Consider the following 14457-nt stretch of genomic DNA (forward strand, 5'->3'; position numbering starts at 1 on the left):
GTCATGAAGACAACGGTGAAAAGCATCACGATCATTCGACCGTTCCAGCTTCCCGGGATGGCGCAACCTCATCCACCAGGCGTCTTCGAGCTTCAGATTGATGAGGAGCCCATCGACGTCACATGGGAGGCTTATCATACGACAATGACCTTACTCCTTAGCTCCAACGGGCGCACCGAGGCGTGGCCTGTGTCGAGGTAGGAAGTCGAAAAAACGCTGCCGCCGTCTATCGCTCCTTAAGCAACCTCAAGACTCGTCACACCCGACGAACTGGTAACGATCGAAAATTTTATCGTGCAAGCCAAGTTGCCCTTGCTGTTTCCAAGATCCGGACCGACAGCGCCGCAGCGGCAATAACACACTCCGATCTCAGGTCACTCCGATCTTAGCGGTGGGATCAAGGAGATCACCATGACAATCGACCGCGCCAGTGTGAGAACAATTCTCAAGCCATGGGGTCGTCTTGATCTCGGGCCATGGGCATCGAAACACCATCAGGATAGCCCGGTCGGCGAAATCTCGTTTGACTGTGGCGAAGAGGGAGGGCCGGACCGTCTACTCCTCCTGAAGCTCCTCTTTACAGGGGAAACACTGTCGATACAGGTTCATCCCGATGATGCTACCGCCAAGTCGATGGGGATGAAAAGCGGCAAGAGCGAAGCCTGGTATCTGTTGGCAGCAGAAGACGGGGCGCAGGTCGCCGTAGGTCTCAAACGGCCACTGACACAGCTCGAATTCAGGAAGGCCGCGCTCGACGGATCAATTGACGGCCTTCTCGACTGGCAGGAGGCGGCGGCCGGTGACGTGTTCTATGTTCCGGCTGGCACCGTGCATGCCATCGGTGCAGGTCTGGTCATTGCTGAAATCCAGCAGCGCAACGAGACGACGTTCCGCATCTGGGATCATGGACGTTCGCGAGAACTGCATATCGACCAAGCCATAGCCGTGGCACGGTTGGAACCGGCGAGCAGCAGGAAGCTACCACGGCACATCACCGTCGAGCGCGCCGAGCTCATGTCTTGTCCGTTCTTCACCCTCGAACGGTTAGACCTCCCTGCCGACACCGTTTGGGAGTTGACCGCGAGCCGCGAAAGCTGGGCTCTGGTCGTCGCGGGAGGCGGAGCAATAGGATCCCTGACAGCGAGGATCGGCGATGCGTTTTTCGCAGAAGCTGATCGGGCCGACATCCATGTCGGGGCTGAAGGAATTGTCTTGCTTATTGCCGCCGCGGCGAGCGCGCCCGTGATCGGGCTCCTGAGGCAGCTCCCGGCCGAAGATCGATTGCGACCCGGATACGAGCTGGAAAGTGGTCGCCAGGTCCGAAGCGTTATTCCATTCCGCTCGTCAGGAGTTCCGCTATGAATCAACTCAAAGATATTGCGTTCATCGGCAACTCCCTGCCGCGCCGCTGCGGTATCGCGACTTTCACGACGGATCTGCAGCAGGCGGTTTCGAAATCTCCCGCCCGTGTCGCCACGGCGATCGTGGCTATGACGGACCATGGTCATGTCTACGACTACCCGCCGGAGGTCCGTCTCGCGATAGCCGATAACAACCTTGACGATTATATTCATGCCGCGGACGTCCTGAACGCCGGCAATTTCGACGTCGCCTGCCTGCAGCACGAATTCGGAATTTTTGGCGGCGAGGACGGAGATCATATCGTTGCGCTGCTGTCGCGGTTGAAGATGCCGATCGTCACCACGCTGCACACGGTTCTCGCGGAGCCAAGTATCGGCCAACGCCGCGTCCTAAACGAAATCATCGACCTGTCTGCCAAAGTGGTAGTCATGGCGGAAAAGGGCAGGACTTTGTTGTCGCAGGTCTATCACGTGCCGGCAGGCAAGATAGAAGTCGTCCCCCATGGAATTCCCGACATGCCGTTTTTGGAACCGGCATTCTCGAAAGCTGACCTTGGCTTCGACGGGCGCTCGGTGATCCTGACGTTCGGCCTTCTCTCACCAAACAAAGGCATCGAAGTCATGATCGACGCGATGCCCTTGATCTTGGAAAGCCGCCCGGATGCAGTCTACGTGATCCTGGGAGCAACCCATCCCAATCTCGTGCGCGACCACGGCGAGGCCTATCGCGAAAGCCTGGTAAAGAGGGTGAACGAACTGGGCATCGAGAACAGCGTGGTGTTTCTTGATCGCTTCGTCGACAAGGCAACGCTTCTGGAGTTCATCTCCATGTGCGATGTCTATGCCACGCCTTATCTCAATGCGGCCCAGATGACATCGGGCACTCTGGCTTACAGCTTCGGTCTAGGGAAAGCCGTCGTCTCTACACCTTACTGGCATGCGCAAGAATTGCTGGCCGAGGGACGCGGCGTACTTGTCCCATTCGGCGACGCGACGGCTATCGGGCGGGAAATTTCGTCGCTTCTCACCGACGACACAAGACGCGACGAAATGCGACGGCGCGCCTACGAAACCAGTCGACCGACGACGTGGCAAAAGACCGCCGAGCACTATCTCGCATTGTTCTCACAGGTGTCGCTTCAAAATTCCGCACGTCAGGCCGTACCACCAACCAGTGTCGTGATGCGAAAGACCCCTACCCCCGTCGAGCCGCAGCTCGGTTACTTCATGTCGATGTGCGATGATACGGGACTGTTCCAGCATGCGGTCTATTCTGTACCTGATCGTTTGCATGGTTATTGCGTCGATGATAATGCCCGCGCGCTTCTTTTGTCGGTTGCTCTCAACGAACCCGGCGAAAGGCTACTGCCGGAAAAACTCGCCTCGCGCTTCGCGTCCTTCGTGCAGCACGCCTGGAACCCTGACGAGAAACATTTTAGAAACTTCATGGGCTTCGACCGACGCTGGCGGGAAGATAAAGGATCGGAGGACAGCCACGGCCGAACGCTCTGGGCTCTTGGCGAATGCGCCCGCGGCGACGCAAGCCCATCCCGGCGCGCGTGGGCCGCGGGCCTGTTCGCGCAGGCATTGCCGATCGTTGAAGGTTTCGGCTCGCCGCGCGCCTGGGCCTTTGCGCTTTTGGGCCTGGACGGCTATTGCGCAGTCTCGCCTCACGACACGCTCGCTCATCGGATCCGCTCGACACTGGCCGACAGGCTGATGGATATCTTCCTTCGTGTCGAAGGAACGGGCTGGAGCTGGTTCGAGGAAGGACTGTCCTACGACAATGCCCGGCTGTCTCAGGCCCTAATCGCGACAGGATTGAGTACTGAACGACCAGACTACGTGAAAGCAGGACTCAAATCCTTGCGATGGCTGATGACGATACAGACGAGCCCTGAAGGACTATTCAGGCCTGTCGGCACGAATGGATTTACCGATCGGACGAGAGAGGTGAAGCTCTTCGATCAACAGCCTCTGGAGGCGGCAGCGACGATCGCTGCATGTCATGCCGCATGGCGGGTCAGCCACGACATCATTTGGAAAGAAGAAGCTGCAAAGGCCTTCGCCTGGTTCTTCGGCAGCAACGATCTCTCATTGCCGGTCGTGGATCTCGAAACAGGCAGTTGTCGCGACGGTCTGCATCCGAAGCGTCTCAATGAAAACAGAGGCGGCGAATCCGTGGTCTGCTATCTCCTCGGCCTTGTGGAGTTTCGTAAGCTTTCGCGCGCCAGCGGTCATCCTTCGACACTCGCTCCGCTTCGCGCGCTCACCGCGTAAAGCATCGCAGCCTCAACTCAGATCGAGATCATCTTGTCACAGACAGCATTTCTCAACCGCCAAGCACTTTTCCTACGGCCCGATCCCACACGCGTCGTGGTGCGGCCCTTCAAACCTGCCACGGAACCACGAGATCTCAAACCAACAGACAAGACGCGAGCCAATCACATCGTTGATCGTGTGCTCGGGCTCCACAGCGAGTTCGCAGAGCAGCAACTTGACGAGGTTCTCGAAAATTTCGAGGGCCGACACCGCAATCTGCTGGCGACGTTCGAAAAGCGCGCTATCGAAATGGAGGAGGCGTTCGCACCCCACATTGCGTTTACTAGAGTGCAACGCCAACTCGTGGGTGCATACTTCATGCATGAATATTCATTCGAGGCATCCGCCCTGTTCAACCCGAGCATTGTCCCCCATGCGGATCAGTCAGGGGTGCCTAGCGGCAGCAAGCGCTTTATCTTAAGCCTGCGTGCGGTCGGCGAAGGACATGTTTCGTCTCTCACCTTTCGATCAGGAATTGTCGACCAGAATGGCATTGTGGATATCGAACCCACGGCCCGACTTGCGTCCATTCCGACCTTCGACAACCCCTCATTTACAACTCCCAACGAGCCTTTGGAACTGAAATTTTCCTCCGAGCAGCCAATCAGTGAGCGGGTGATATTTCCGATCACCGCCGCGCAGTCGAATGGCATCGAGGATGCTCGCTTCGTCGAGTTCGAAGAAGCTGGTCAGAAAACCTACTACGCCACCTATACGGCCTATAATGGCAGAGACATTCGCTCCGAACTGCTCGAGACCACAGACTTTTTGTCGTTCCGGATGACGCCGCTGACGGGGACAGCTGCCAAGAATAAAGGAATGGCGTTATTTCCGCGAAAGATCGACGGCCAGTTTGCAATGATCGGTCGTCAGGACAATGAAAACCTTTATCTCATCCGCTCCAGCGACCTCCACGTCTGGAATGGCGGCGAGATCATTCTTGGCCCGAAATTTCCATGGGAATTCGTGCAAATGGGCAATTGCGGATCGCCGATTGAACTCGACGAGGGTTGGTTGCTTCTGACCCACGGTGTGGGACCCGTGCGAAAATACGCAATCGGCGCAGCCCTTCTCGACAAGCGCGATCCGTCCAAAGTTCTCGCCCGCTCGAAAGAGCCACTCGTTCACCCGGAGCCATCGGAAAGGGAGGGATATGTTCCAAACGTCGTCTACACATGCGGCGCGATGCGCCACAACGATCAGATCGTGCTACCTTACGCAATCTGTGACACGTTCTCGAACTTCTCGACGATCAAGATCGCCGACCTGCTGGACACGCTGACCGGCTGACTCTCTGGATTGGGTTATCATCGTTTGGTGCCGACACAGGGGAGTCCAGGCAACATCAAACAGCCGCAATGCCGGGGTAAATTGTCCCTCGACTGCGATGCCGCCCTGAGGGGCGATACCATTGGCGAGTTCGCTTGCGTTAGTCCCCGTCAATCATTTCCGAAATCACGACCTTTATGGAGCAAGCCTCATGACGGCTTGAATTGTTCTTCTGAAATCACCACGCCGAAAATCCACTCCATCTGCCAGCGGCCGTGCTCGGGCCACCGCGAATGCGACAGTAATATCGAGCCCGCAGAACCTAATGAGACGATATGAACAACATATGGTTTCAGCCCGAGAAGCCGCCCAAGCTGGTGACCGGGTCGAAGCGGAAAACCTTTATCAGCACGCTGAACACTTTTATCGCACGGCAGCCCTGCAGAAAACCGGCACCCAACGATGATCGTGGAAAAAAGTCATCCACGGACCAAGGCTCGGACGAAAAAGCCTGGCTCAAAATCCTTGCCAAATATCGCACGCCGCATGCGGGCCGCAGCGTGTTCGAGTTGACCGTCACAGCGATCCCTTTCGCCACTTTCTGGACGCTGACCTGGTTAGCGGTTCATTACGGCTTCTGGTGGGGCCTGATCCTGATCGTCCCGGCAGCCGGGTTCCTGCTGCAGCTGTTCATGATCCAGCACGATTGCGGCCACGGCTCCTTCTTTGCCCGGCGGCGCTTCGATGACTGGACAGGACGCGTTCTCGGTGTTCTCACGCTAACTCCATATGACTATTGGCGCAGGGCGCATGCCACGCATCACGCGTCGGCCGGCAATCTCGATGAGCGCGGCGTCGGCGACATCACCACCCTCACCGTCACGGAATATTATGGACGATCGCGCTGGGGACGGATCGGATATCGCCTTTATCGGCATCCGCTGGTGATGTTTGGCGTCGGCCCGGCCTGGCTTTTCCTCTTCCAGCAACGCCTTCCGATGGGGATGATGCGCGATGGCGTGCTTCCCTGGATGTCGACGATGGCCACCAACGTTGCGGTGGCGGTGATCGCCGCGCTCCTGATCTGGGTTATCGGCCCTGTCTCTTTTGTAGTCGTCCACCTACCGATTGTTCTTCTCGCGGGTTCGATCGGCGTCTGGTTATTCTACGTGCAGCATCAGTTCGAGGAGACGCACTGGTCGAAAGAGCCGGAATGGCAGTTTCCAAAAGCCGCCCTTCAAGGTGCCTCTCATTATGATCTGCCGCGTCCTCTGCGCTGGTTGACCGGAAACATCGGCATCCACCACGTGCACCACCTCTCCAGCAAATTCCCTACTATCGACTGCCGGAGGTCCTTCGAAACCATCCGGAACTCGGCGAAATCGGCAGGATCACGCTGTGGCAGAGCCTGCAATGCGTAAAGCTGGTCCTGTGGGACGAAGGAAGCCGGCGGCTGGTCTCGTTTCGTGAAGCGGCCACTATCGCGCCACTTACCCGGGGAGCTCACGTTTGATCCTTATAATATCTTCATTATCGGGCTGTCCGACGAAGGCGCGATGGAAGACGTCATGCTGGCGATCTATCCCGAATTGTTTGGTGCCGGCGCGATCATCGGCGGGCTTCCTTATGGAACCGCCACAGGCATAAGGCTCTCGAAGGCATGCCGGACCAAAACGCCCCGAGCGTCAGCTAGATGGAGTCGCCCCTCATGACCGCAGCGTCCAGCTGGGGGCCACCCAAGCATCTCCGTCTGGGATGGAACACACGACCAGACGGTAAAGCCAGTCAATTCCGAGCAGATTTTCCTTCAATGGACAGCGAAAGCTCCTCTGGCAATTCAGGGTCGTTTATGCTGGGGCCGGAATTTTGTCCACCGCACGCGAGGCCGGTTGCGCGACAGAGAGTTGATACGACCGAGACAGCAGAAGCTTAGAAAAAAAGAGATAGGTATTGCAAAACTAAAAATTGAGCTTACATATTGTTTATCGACCAATGCTTGTGACGTCGTTCCAGAGCTTATGCTCCCGTTGGATTTCCTCTCAAATAATCGATCTAGTCCCGCAAGGCATCGCGGGAACCACAACGATTGCTTTGAAAGGAAATCGTTATGAACACTGGTACTGTAAAGTGGTTTAACTCCACCAAAGGCTTCGGCTTCATTCAACCTGACAATGGCAGCACGGATGTCTTCGTGCACGTGTCTGCCGTAGAGCGCGCCGGCATGCGTTCGCTCTCGGATGGTCAGAAGATCACTTATGACATCGTCTAGGATCGCAAGTCCGGCAAGAACTCTGCCGACAACCTTCAGGCGGCGTAATAAGGTCATTCGCACCGCTGACCACGGATGTACTGGCAGCAAAGCTGAATGACTGTGAGAGGTCGGGTTCATGCCCGGCCTTTTGTTTTTCCCGCCACAGAGATTGGCAATTTAATCTCCGAAGCGTCCGCAAGGACGGGTCTGTTTTCGACCGCTCGTTGGCTTAAGCGGTGTGGCAGCCAAAAATGACAATAGCCTGCTCAAACGGCGAGGCAGGCATGTGGCAGAAATAGTCGCCGTGTCATAGGTATCGCTGTGTTTCCCATGGCTTCACCCAACCGAGAGGAGGACGCGATGTCTTCCAACGAGTATTCCGGTTACGTTTCACAAAATCTGGCTCGTTCCAGTACGTTCGGATATCATGAGCAAGCGGCCCTTGGCGCGCTTCTCAAAACTGCGGTCACCGGCGACGCTACGCGAAATCTGCCCTTGGCGGCGATGAGAGCCTTTCCAAATTTCGGCGTCGATGGAAAAATACGCGTGCTGACCACCATTTAGAGCACGACATTCCTCCCGCTTTAGCAAGTCCGCTTCGAGACAAACGCCGACCCAGATCCCGGCTCAAACAGCGCCGACAATTGTCGGGCGCCAGAGGATAAACCCATGGCCAAAGGCCAAACGCGTAGCAACCGCGAGATCCGTAAACCGAAAAAAGACAAATCCGCAACAGCGGCACCCGCGCCATCTGGCTCGCAGGTCAAGCTCACCGGCGGCCACACGGCGAGTGTCAGTAAGAAATAGCTGGGGGCTGTCACCCCCAATATCATCGCAAGGGCGCGATACCGTGCTCATTCTTCGAGGACACAATGATAAACTACACCACCCGAAAATGCGCGGAGGCGCTATTTCGCGCACCTGTCGCCGAAGTTGGTTCCAGTGCCGAAAAGCTCTCGAACCTTCGAAAACGGATGCAACTGCGGAAGCGCGAAGTGCGCGACAGCGAACGAACCGTCCGAGATGCCGCCCGTCGCCTCCGTCACCCTGTCGCAACCGCGAGGGCGCAAATGTGACCCGGTTCGATTATTTGGGCGGGGCTGGACTTTACGCTGGCAAGTCGAAAGCTGGAATAAGCGGCCCTCGCTATCGGCGGTTCGAGACAGCTGCCGAAGCCCTCCGTTTCGCCGTAGAGGACATGCCAAACAGTCAACAACGTGGCTCTATGTTGGAAATTGACGAGGCGCGTTTTGATCAGAACCAGATTCGCGCGCTCTATGACGCGCCAGGCTACCCACTTTCACGCCGGCTCGCCTGATTGGCGACAGGTCTGACTTACTCTTGGGACGCCGGCGTAAGCTTTGATCTGCGACGCTCAGAGATCCGGGATCACCGTCGCGACCAGGCTGGTCCGGTAGGCCTTTACTTTCCGTGTCCTATGAACTGACGGCTGAAAAAGAGGACTACGACATGACCGATCTACAAGAATTTGCTTCGAGTTCGAATGGAGACAAGTGGTTCTTTGGAAAGGACGCCGCGACCAGCAGGCTTTTCGTCCTCCACTGGGGGAACGCATCCTCTGGCGGCCACGAGACAAGATCGTCGGTCGATGCTTTCTTGAACCAGCAGCCCTTCGGTCCCGAGCGTGAGGCACTGGTCGTGTTCCTGAAAAAGAATAAAACAAGTGAAGACACCGGCATTCGCGAAGATGCTGAGACGCCATCCCTGCGGCTGGCCGAGGAGTACCTGCGCCTCGGCGGGCGTCGGCGAGTGAAAGTCGACGACAAAATCGTGAGCACGCGAAAGTGGGACGATGAACCGGCCATGGCATCGTCGTTCTGGAAGGAGCATATCGAGCCTCTGGATGAAAAGCAGCGACGCGAGGTGAAATTGCATCTCCCATCGATCAGCGATGTCTGATCCGAAGGGCAAGCGGGTCTTGTGATGAGTCCCGGGTCTGGGCAACGAGCAAAGCCGAGCGTGGTGCACGACGCTGGCGATTGGGACGATTGAGGCGTCGGCACAGTTATCAACGGTGCGCTTCGGGCTGCATGACTGATGCGTTGATGAGCCGGTGCGGCGCGCGGAATATTTGCCTTTGCCCTGTCTTAGGGGCAGCGGCCTCACCATCAGCTTTCAGGGGCCGTTGCTATGCCGATGCTCAAAATTCATCATTGTACGACTTACACCTTTCGAGAGAAGGTGTCGCTGTCGCCGCACCGCCTTTTGCTCAGGCCACGTGAAGGCCGCGAGCTCAGGCTGCTGAGCCATGAGATTTCCATTTTCCCCGAGGCTGAGCTGAGCTGGTCGCACGATGTATTCGGCAATGCGATCGCTTCAGCGACATTCCAGACACCCAGCGACAGCCTTGTTGTGGACAGCATGGCAACCGTCGATTTGACGGCATCTGCATGGCCCGTCTTCGACATTGCGGCGTCGGCAATCAACTATCCTTTCCTGTACTCCGACAACGACTGGACTGACCTCGGAACGCTGACAGTTCAGCAGTATGAGGACGTCGAGCAGCGACTTGCGACATGGGCGCGCGGCTTCGTCGCGGGAAGGCCAACGGATACGCTGTCCCTCCTCAAGGATGTCAGCCTTGGTGTTGCTTCCTCTATCTCTTACCAGAGCCGGGATGAGGAAGGCACGCAGGCGCCATTGTTTACTCTTAATCGGGGTTGGGGCTCCTGCAGAGACTTTGCCGTACTATTTGTGGAGGCGGTGCGCAGTTTGGGCTTCGGCGCCCGGATCGTCTCAGGCTATCTGTTCAATCCGGGCAGCTCACTCACCGGCTCGACGGACTATGGATCGACGCATGCCTGGGCGGAGGTTTTCGTTTCGGGCGCCGGTTGGATCACATTCGATCCCACGAATCGCAGCATGGGCGGCGCCAACCTCATCCCAGTTGCTGTGATCCGCCATATCGCCCAGGCCGTTCCGGTCTCAGGGAGCTTCATGGGTGCGGCAGACGCCTTTCTGTCAATGGACGTGACCGTAGAAGTCAAAGCAGTCGACCCTGTACAAGCAGCGCGGCTTTGACGCTCGTCGAAACGGGCACTCAATGCTCGCGCTCCCAAGTTATTCCGCTCTTGAGGCGAATTGAAGAGTTGACCCATCATTGAGTGGCTAACTTCCAGGAGGATATTCAAGTTCGACCAAACGTTTACTCCTCATAGTGGCAGCAAGCACCGGACGAAAAATGTGTGCTCCCGGACGACAAAATTGAAAAGGATAAACCTGTCGCGGGAAGAGGTGAGGCAGGCCGGCGCGAGGCTAAAGCCGACGCTCCGCGAAAGTACATTTCGTCTCGGATCGACCATTGCAATCTGCGCGTACATGCGTTCATCGATCTTGCCGAGCTGATTTCACCACACCAGGAGCCACCATGCTTATCCTCGTCCGAGACAACAACGTCGACCAAGCCCTGCGCGTCCTCAAGAAGAAGCTGCAGCAGGAGGGCATCGCCCGGGAAATGCGTTTGCGCGAGCACTTCGAGAAGCCCTCCGAAAAGCGCCCACGAGAAAATGCAGAAGGCATTCGCCGCGCCCGCAAACTCGCTCAGAAAAAGCTTAACAGGGAGTTGGGTCTAAGTCCTGCGAAGAAGTCAAAACCACGATCTAAATGATCGTCGCCTGATTTCGTAAGGCCGTTCACCCCGGCCAGCCAATGCTTCGCCATGTCAATCCAGTGATAGACAATGAACCCGCATCACTCCCTATCCGAACGCTCCGAACTCTCCGGCCGCTACACTGACAACGGTATCACCATCGTTGTGGAAATTTTCCACCCTGAGGCGCGGATGATTGGCGGATGGAAGTGACCAACACGGCGCGGCGCCAATTGCGGTCATTGCCGATCGCTTTGACTTGTGAGCATGTCCGCTCAAAAGCCCTCCTCGCACCCTCGGCATTCGCACCGCCGCAAAAGCCGCGCGGCCGCCCACCGAAAAATCCTCAATTCGCCTTGGCATCCACGTCGGCATAAGTGGGGAGTTTTACTTCCGCACCTCTCCATTGGGAAAAATTCACGCGGCATTGACACCTGCTGTCGTTCTTGAACGAAAAGGGTTCGGGTCGAAACTAATCCGTATGGGGCTGGTTGGAACAGGAGGCGTCGACGCTAGTTATATCCAATCAGGCATCGAAGCCGAATTCCACGCACCGATCGCTCAGGTGCAAACGTCCTAGAGCGAACGGAGTGTCCCTATGCCCCCTGTTATCGTTCTCGTCGTTGAAGACGAGCCGCTTTTGCGCATCGCTGCCATCGACATGGTGGAATCCGCTGGGTTTGAGGCGGTCGAAGCCGCCGACGCCACTCAGGCGGTGGAAATCCTGCAAAGCCGCATGGATATTTGCATTGTATTCACCGATATCGATATGCCGCGCGGCATCGACGGATTGCGCCTCGCGGCCCTCATACGGGATCGTTGGCCGCCAATCCATGTGATCATCACGTCCGGCCACACGAAGCCACCGCAGGGCAGCTTGCCGTCGGACATGGTGTTCTTCTCAAAGCCGTATCGCGAGACCGACGTGATCGCAACGATGACGCAGATGGCTGCTTAGACTCTTAAATGTTGGGTGCTGAACCTTCGACGCCCATAGAAGTAGAAGAAGAAGGCTGCGTTCGACGGCTTTTTCCGGGCGGACGGCTCCCCGCCCAGACATCCCGTGCCAAACACTGGGGGACTGAACAAAGAGGGCTGCTAAGTTCGTACGATTTGTTATTCAACAGAGAATGAAAATGCGCACTCGACTCCGTTCATCCGGGCAATGCGGTTTTGGAAGAAGGAAAGAGCGAAGGTCTCCCCATCCGTTGTCTTGAAAGCTCTCTCACTTGGAAAGCGATCCAACTTAGGAAGGTATCCTAACTGAGAGGTTGTCTGAATTTCAGCTCCGCAATTTTCATTGTTCCCGCGAAACTCAAACCGTATCGAACCGGCATCTGACGCTGTGATTGCGTAAATCACTCGGTCACCCTTCAGGGACGAACCCCGGAAGGCATGCACAACCCCGTCGGTCTGCGTCACATGTATGGCTGGATCTTTTGCTACAACAGGCGACGCGGTCGCCAAAATAGCAAGGAGTGCAGAAATGCGCATGAAAATCTCCGTAAAAAGGATCATTCCCACAGTCGTTGCGGGGTAAGCGCGAATTTCTCCGCACCTTCTGCAATTGATTGAGCTTTGGCATGTGGTGTCCACTTAAAAAGAGGTGGACACCAAGTTATGGATGAAGGTCAAAAGCTCGCGGTACGGCTGGTCGGTCGGAATGGAAGACGCCGCTTCGATCAAGGGTCGAAGGATCGCCTTGTTGCTGCCTGCCTTGAGCCCGGCGCATCGGTATCGAAACTAGCGCGAGAACATGGGGTCAATGCGAACCTCGTTTGGAAATGGATCAGGAAGCACACCCAGACCTATCCATTATCGCCGTCTTCGATATCTGCGTTTGTCCCCGTTCAGGTCGCCGCTCCCTGTCGTTTTGCATTTAACCATGAGATTCCGCGCCTAACAGTTTCAAAAAGATAGCCGGGCACTTAATTTGAGACCTGGCACTTAACTTGAGATTCCATCTTGGATTTTGGCACTTAATGTGAGATTCATTTGTCGACACAATCGACGGTGTTTCTGCATGGCTGATCCATTCCCTGATGAGGTTGACGAAGCGCTTTGGGATGAGGCGTGTCGACGAGCCGAGGCTATCCGAAGATTTCTGATACATCGATCAGGCAAAGTTGCAGCCGGGGATATGGCGCTTCTGGCTTCCGAACTGGAAGTCAGTCGGGCAACTGCATTCCGTCTTACCAAGCTATTTCGAGCTGGAGGAACGGTAATGTCGCTCGTGGAACGCAAACCCGGCCGGCCTGACGGCCGCAGGATGCTCGACGACAAGCGAGAGGAAATCATCCGCGCCACGATCAATCGGTATTATCTGACGAAAAACCGCCCAGGTATCTCTCAACTGGTTCGAGATATCCAAACGAACTGCGTCTCGGCTGGGCTAAAACCGCCCCATCGCCGGACGATCGAAACTCGTCTTGAGGACATCGACATTCACAAACGCGCGAAACGACGAGGCGAAGCCGAAATTGTAAAGCGGACAACGGCCGTGCCGGGAGGGCTTACCGCCTCGCGCCCACTCCAGATCGTCCAAGTCGACCATACGAAAGCAGATATCTTCGTTGTCGACGAGGAGACGCGTCTACCCATCGGAAGGCCTTGGCTAACTCTGGCAATGGATGTCTGCAGTCGGATGGTGACAGGGTTCCACCTCACAATGGACGCGCCCTCCCGACTTTCGACCAGTTTGTGCTTGCTACATTCCGTCTTTGACAAATCGCCTTGGTTGAGAGAGCGCGAGATCACTGAGCCGTGGCCGGTCGCTGGCCTCCCTGAGACGTTACATGTCGACAACGGCAGCGACTTCAGGAGCCGCGCGTTTAAGAGGGGGTGCGACGATGCTGGCGTAGCGATCGACTGGCGACCACCTGGTGAACCGCGCTTCGGCGGACATATCGAGCGGCTGATCGGCACCCAAATGGGAAGGATCCACTTGCTACCCGGTACTACTTTCAGCAATTCACAGGAGCTTGGCGAATACGATTCGAAGCGACATTCGGCGCTGACACTCCGCGAACTCGAGCGATACATCGCCCTCGACATTGTCGGCAACTACCATCACTCAATCCACCGCACTTTGGGGCGCCCGCCCATCGCGGTGTGGCGTGAGTACGAGGGTGAAATTCCGCTCCGCTTGCCGCAGGACCGAATGCGATTTTGTCTGACGTTCCTACCTGAGCAGGAGCGTACATTACAGCCAACCGGGATCCATCTTTTTGGAATGCGCTATTGGTCGGCAGCCCTGAGTGCCGACCTCGGGGCTGCAAATCGCCGGCTTGTCGTCAAATACGACCCAAGGGATATGTCTCGTGTCTTCGTGCGGCGACCAGCGGGCAGCTTCGTGGAAGCACGTTACGCCGATCTCACCCTGGCTTCGGTAACGCTGCACGAAGCATTGGCTGCGAGGCGTACCCTGCTGGCGAAAGGGCGACGAGAGGTCAACACCCGCACGATCGTTGGTATTGCGATCGAACAACGCAAGCTGGTGGATGCGGCGGTGAAGGCGACAGCGACGGTACGACGAGGCCGCGCCGCCAGCTCAAAAACGAAAGTGGATGACAGCGGTTGGGGCTCGCTTCGGGGTATCGACTCCAGCAAACCTGTGGCTTTCGACGAGGACATGGAGTGAGCTG

General features: G+C 56.7%; 13 protein-coding genes and 3 pseudogenes. 15 read left to right on the forward strand and 1 reads right to left on the reverse strand.

The window, feature by feature from the left end; translation table 11 throughout:
- Nucleotides 1-411 precede the first annotated feature (411 nt).
- From GAO09_RS08785 to GAO09_RS08840, 13 genes and pseudogenes are all read left to right on the forward strand, one after another.
- Entirely contained in the window at nucleotides 412-1362 is a 951-nt protein-coding gene (locus GAO09_RS08785; RefSeq protein WP_153353647.1) for a class I mannose-6-phosphate isomerase, read from the forward strand.
- Nucleotides 1359-3641, forward strand: a complete 2283-nt coding sequence (locus tag GAO09_RS08790; protein ID WP_153353648.1) for a glycosyltransferase family 4 protein — start codon at nucleotides 1359-1361, stop codon at nucleotides 3639-3641. The genes GAO09_RS08785 and GAO09_RS08790 overlap by 4 nt, the downstream gene beginning before the upstream one ends.
- Nucleotides 3642-3674: 33 nt before the next feature.
- Entirely contained in the window at nucleotides 3675-4973 is a 1299-nt protein-coding gene (locus tag GAO09_RS08795) for a glycoside hydrolase family 130 protein (RefSeq protein ID WP_153353649.1), read from the forward strand.
- Between the two features lie 325 nt (nucleotides 4974-5298).
- Nucleotides 5299-5418: a DUF4167 domain-containing protein gene (locus GAO09_RS29975; protein WP_324185660.1), complete on the forward strand. Its 120-nt coding sequence runs from the start codon at nucleotides 5299-5301 to the stop codon at nucleotides 5416-5418.
- A 55-nt stretch (nucleotides 5419-5473) separates the two neighbouring features.
- Nucleotides 5474-6465: pseudogene (locus GAO09_RS08800) on the forward strand (fatty acid desaturase).
- A 594-nt stretch (nucleotides 6466-7059) separates the two neighbouring features.
- The gene (locus tag GAO09_RS08810; RefSeq protein ID WP_153353651.1) at nucleotides 7060-7221 is read left to right on the forward strand and encodes a cold-shock protein; all 162 of its coding nucleotides are present in this window, start codon (nucleotides 7060-7062) and stop codon (nucleotides 7219-7221) included.
- A gap of 342 nt (nucleotides 7222-7563) precedes the next feature.
- Nucleotides 7564-7767 carry a hypothetical protein gene (locus tag GAO09_RS08815; RefSeq protein WP_153353652.1) on the forward strand — a complete coding sequence of 68 codons (204 nt, stop codon included), beginning with the start codon at nucleotides 7564-7566 and terminating at the stop codon, nucleotides 7765-7767.
- Between the two features lie 105 nt (nucleotides 7768-7872).
- Nucleotides 7873-8010 (forward strand): hypothetical protein, encoded by a 138-nt coding sequence (locus tag GAO09_RS29610; RefSeq protein ID WP_209018661.1) that lies wholly within the window; start codon nucleotides 7873-7875, stop codon nucleotides 8008-8010.
- 624 nt (nucleotides 8011-8634) lie between these two features.
- A complete protein-coding gene (locus tag GAO09_RS29980) occupies nucleotides 8635-9123 on the forward strand; it encodes a hypothetical protein (RefSeq protein ID WP_235938001.1) in 489 nt (162 codons plus the stop codon).
- 231 nt (nucleotides 9124-9354) lie between these two features.
- Nucleotides 9355-10245: a transglutaminase family protein gene (locus GAO09_RS08830; RefSeq protein WP_153353653.1), complete on the forward strand. Its 891-nt coding sequence runs from the start codon at nucleotides 9355-9357 to the stop codon at nucleotides 10243-10245.
- A 346-nt stretch (nucleotides 10246-10591) separates the two neighbouring features.
- Complete coding sequence (rpsU, locus tag GAO09_RS08835) at nucleotides 10592-10831, forward strand: 30S ribosomal protein S21 (RefSeq protein WP_153353654.1); 240 nt, start codon at nucleotides 10592-10594, stop codon at nucleotides 10829-10831.
- Between the two features lie 245 nt (nucleotides 10832-11076).
- Nucleotides 11077-11190: pseudogene (locus tag GAO09_RS29615) on the forward strand (AAA family ATPase); the annotation flags it as partial.
- Between the two features lie 221 nt (nucleotides 11191-11411).
- Nucleotides 11412-11771, forward strand: a complete 360-nt coding sequence (locus GAO09_RS08840; RefSeq protein WP_153353655.1) for a response regulator — start codon at nucleotides 11412-11414, stop codon at nucleotides 11769-11771.
- A 158-nt stretch (nucleotides 11772-11929) separates the two neighbouring features.
- Here GAO09_RS08840 and GAO09_RS08845 read toward each other — a convergent pair whose 3' ends face one another.
- A complete protein-coding gene (locus tag GAO09_RS08845) occupies nucleotides 11930-12307 on the reverse strand; it encodes a hypothetical protein (RefSeq protein ID WP_153353656.1) in 378 nt (125 codons plus the stop codon).
- A gap of 126 nt (nucleotides 12308-12433) precedes the next feature.
- Here GAO09_RS08845 and tnpA point away from each other — a divergent pair.
- Together tnpA and GAO09_RS08855 are read left to right on the forward strand one after the other, a co-directional pair.
- Nucleotides 12434-12676: pseudogene (gene tnpA, locus GAO09_RS08850) on the forward strand (IS66-like element accessory protein TnpA); the annotation flags it as partial.
- Between the two features lie 160 nt (nucleotides 12677-12836).
- Nucleotides 12837-14453: a Mu transposase C-terminal domain-containing protein gene (locus tag GAO09_RS08855; protein WP_153353658.1), complete on the forward strand. Its 1617-nt coding sequence runs from the start codon at nucleotides 12837-12839 to the stop codon at nucleotides 14451-14453.
- Nucleotides 14454-14457 lie beyond the last annotated feature (4 nt).

Origin of the sequence: Endobacterium cereale (genome assembly GCF_009617585.1) — a bacterium.
GTDB classification, from domain to species: Bacteria; Pseudomonadota; Alphaproteobacteria; order Rhizobiales; family Rhizobiaceae; genus Neorhizobium; species Neorhizobium cereale.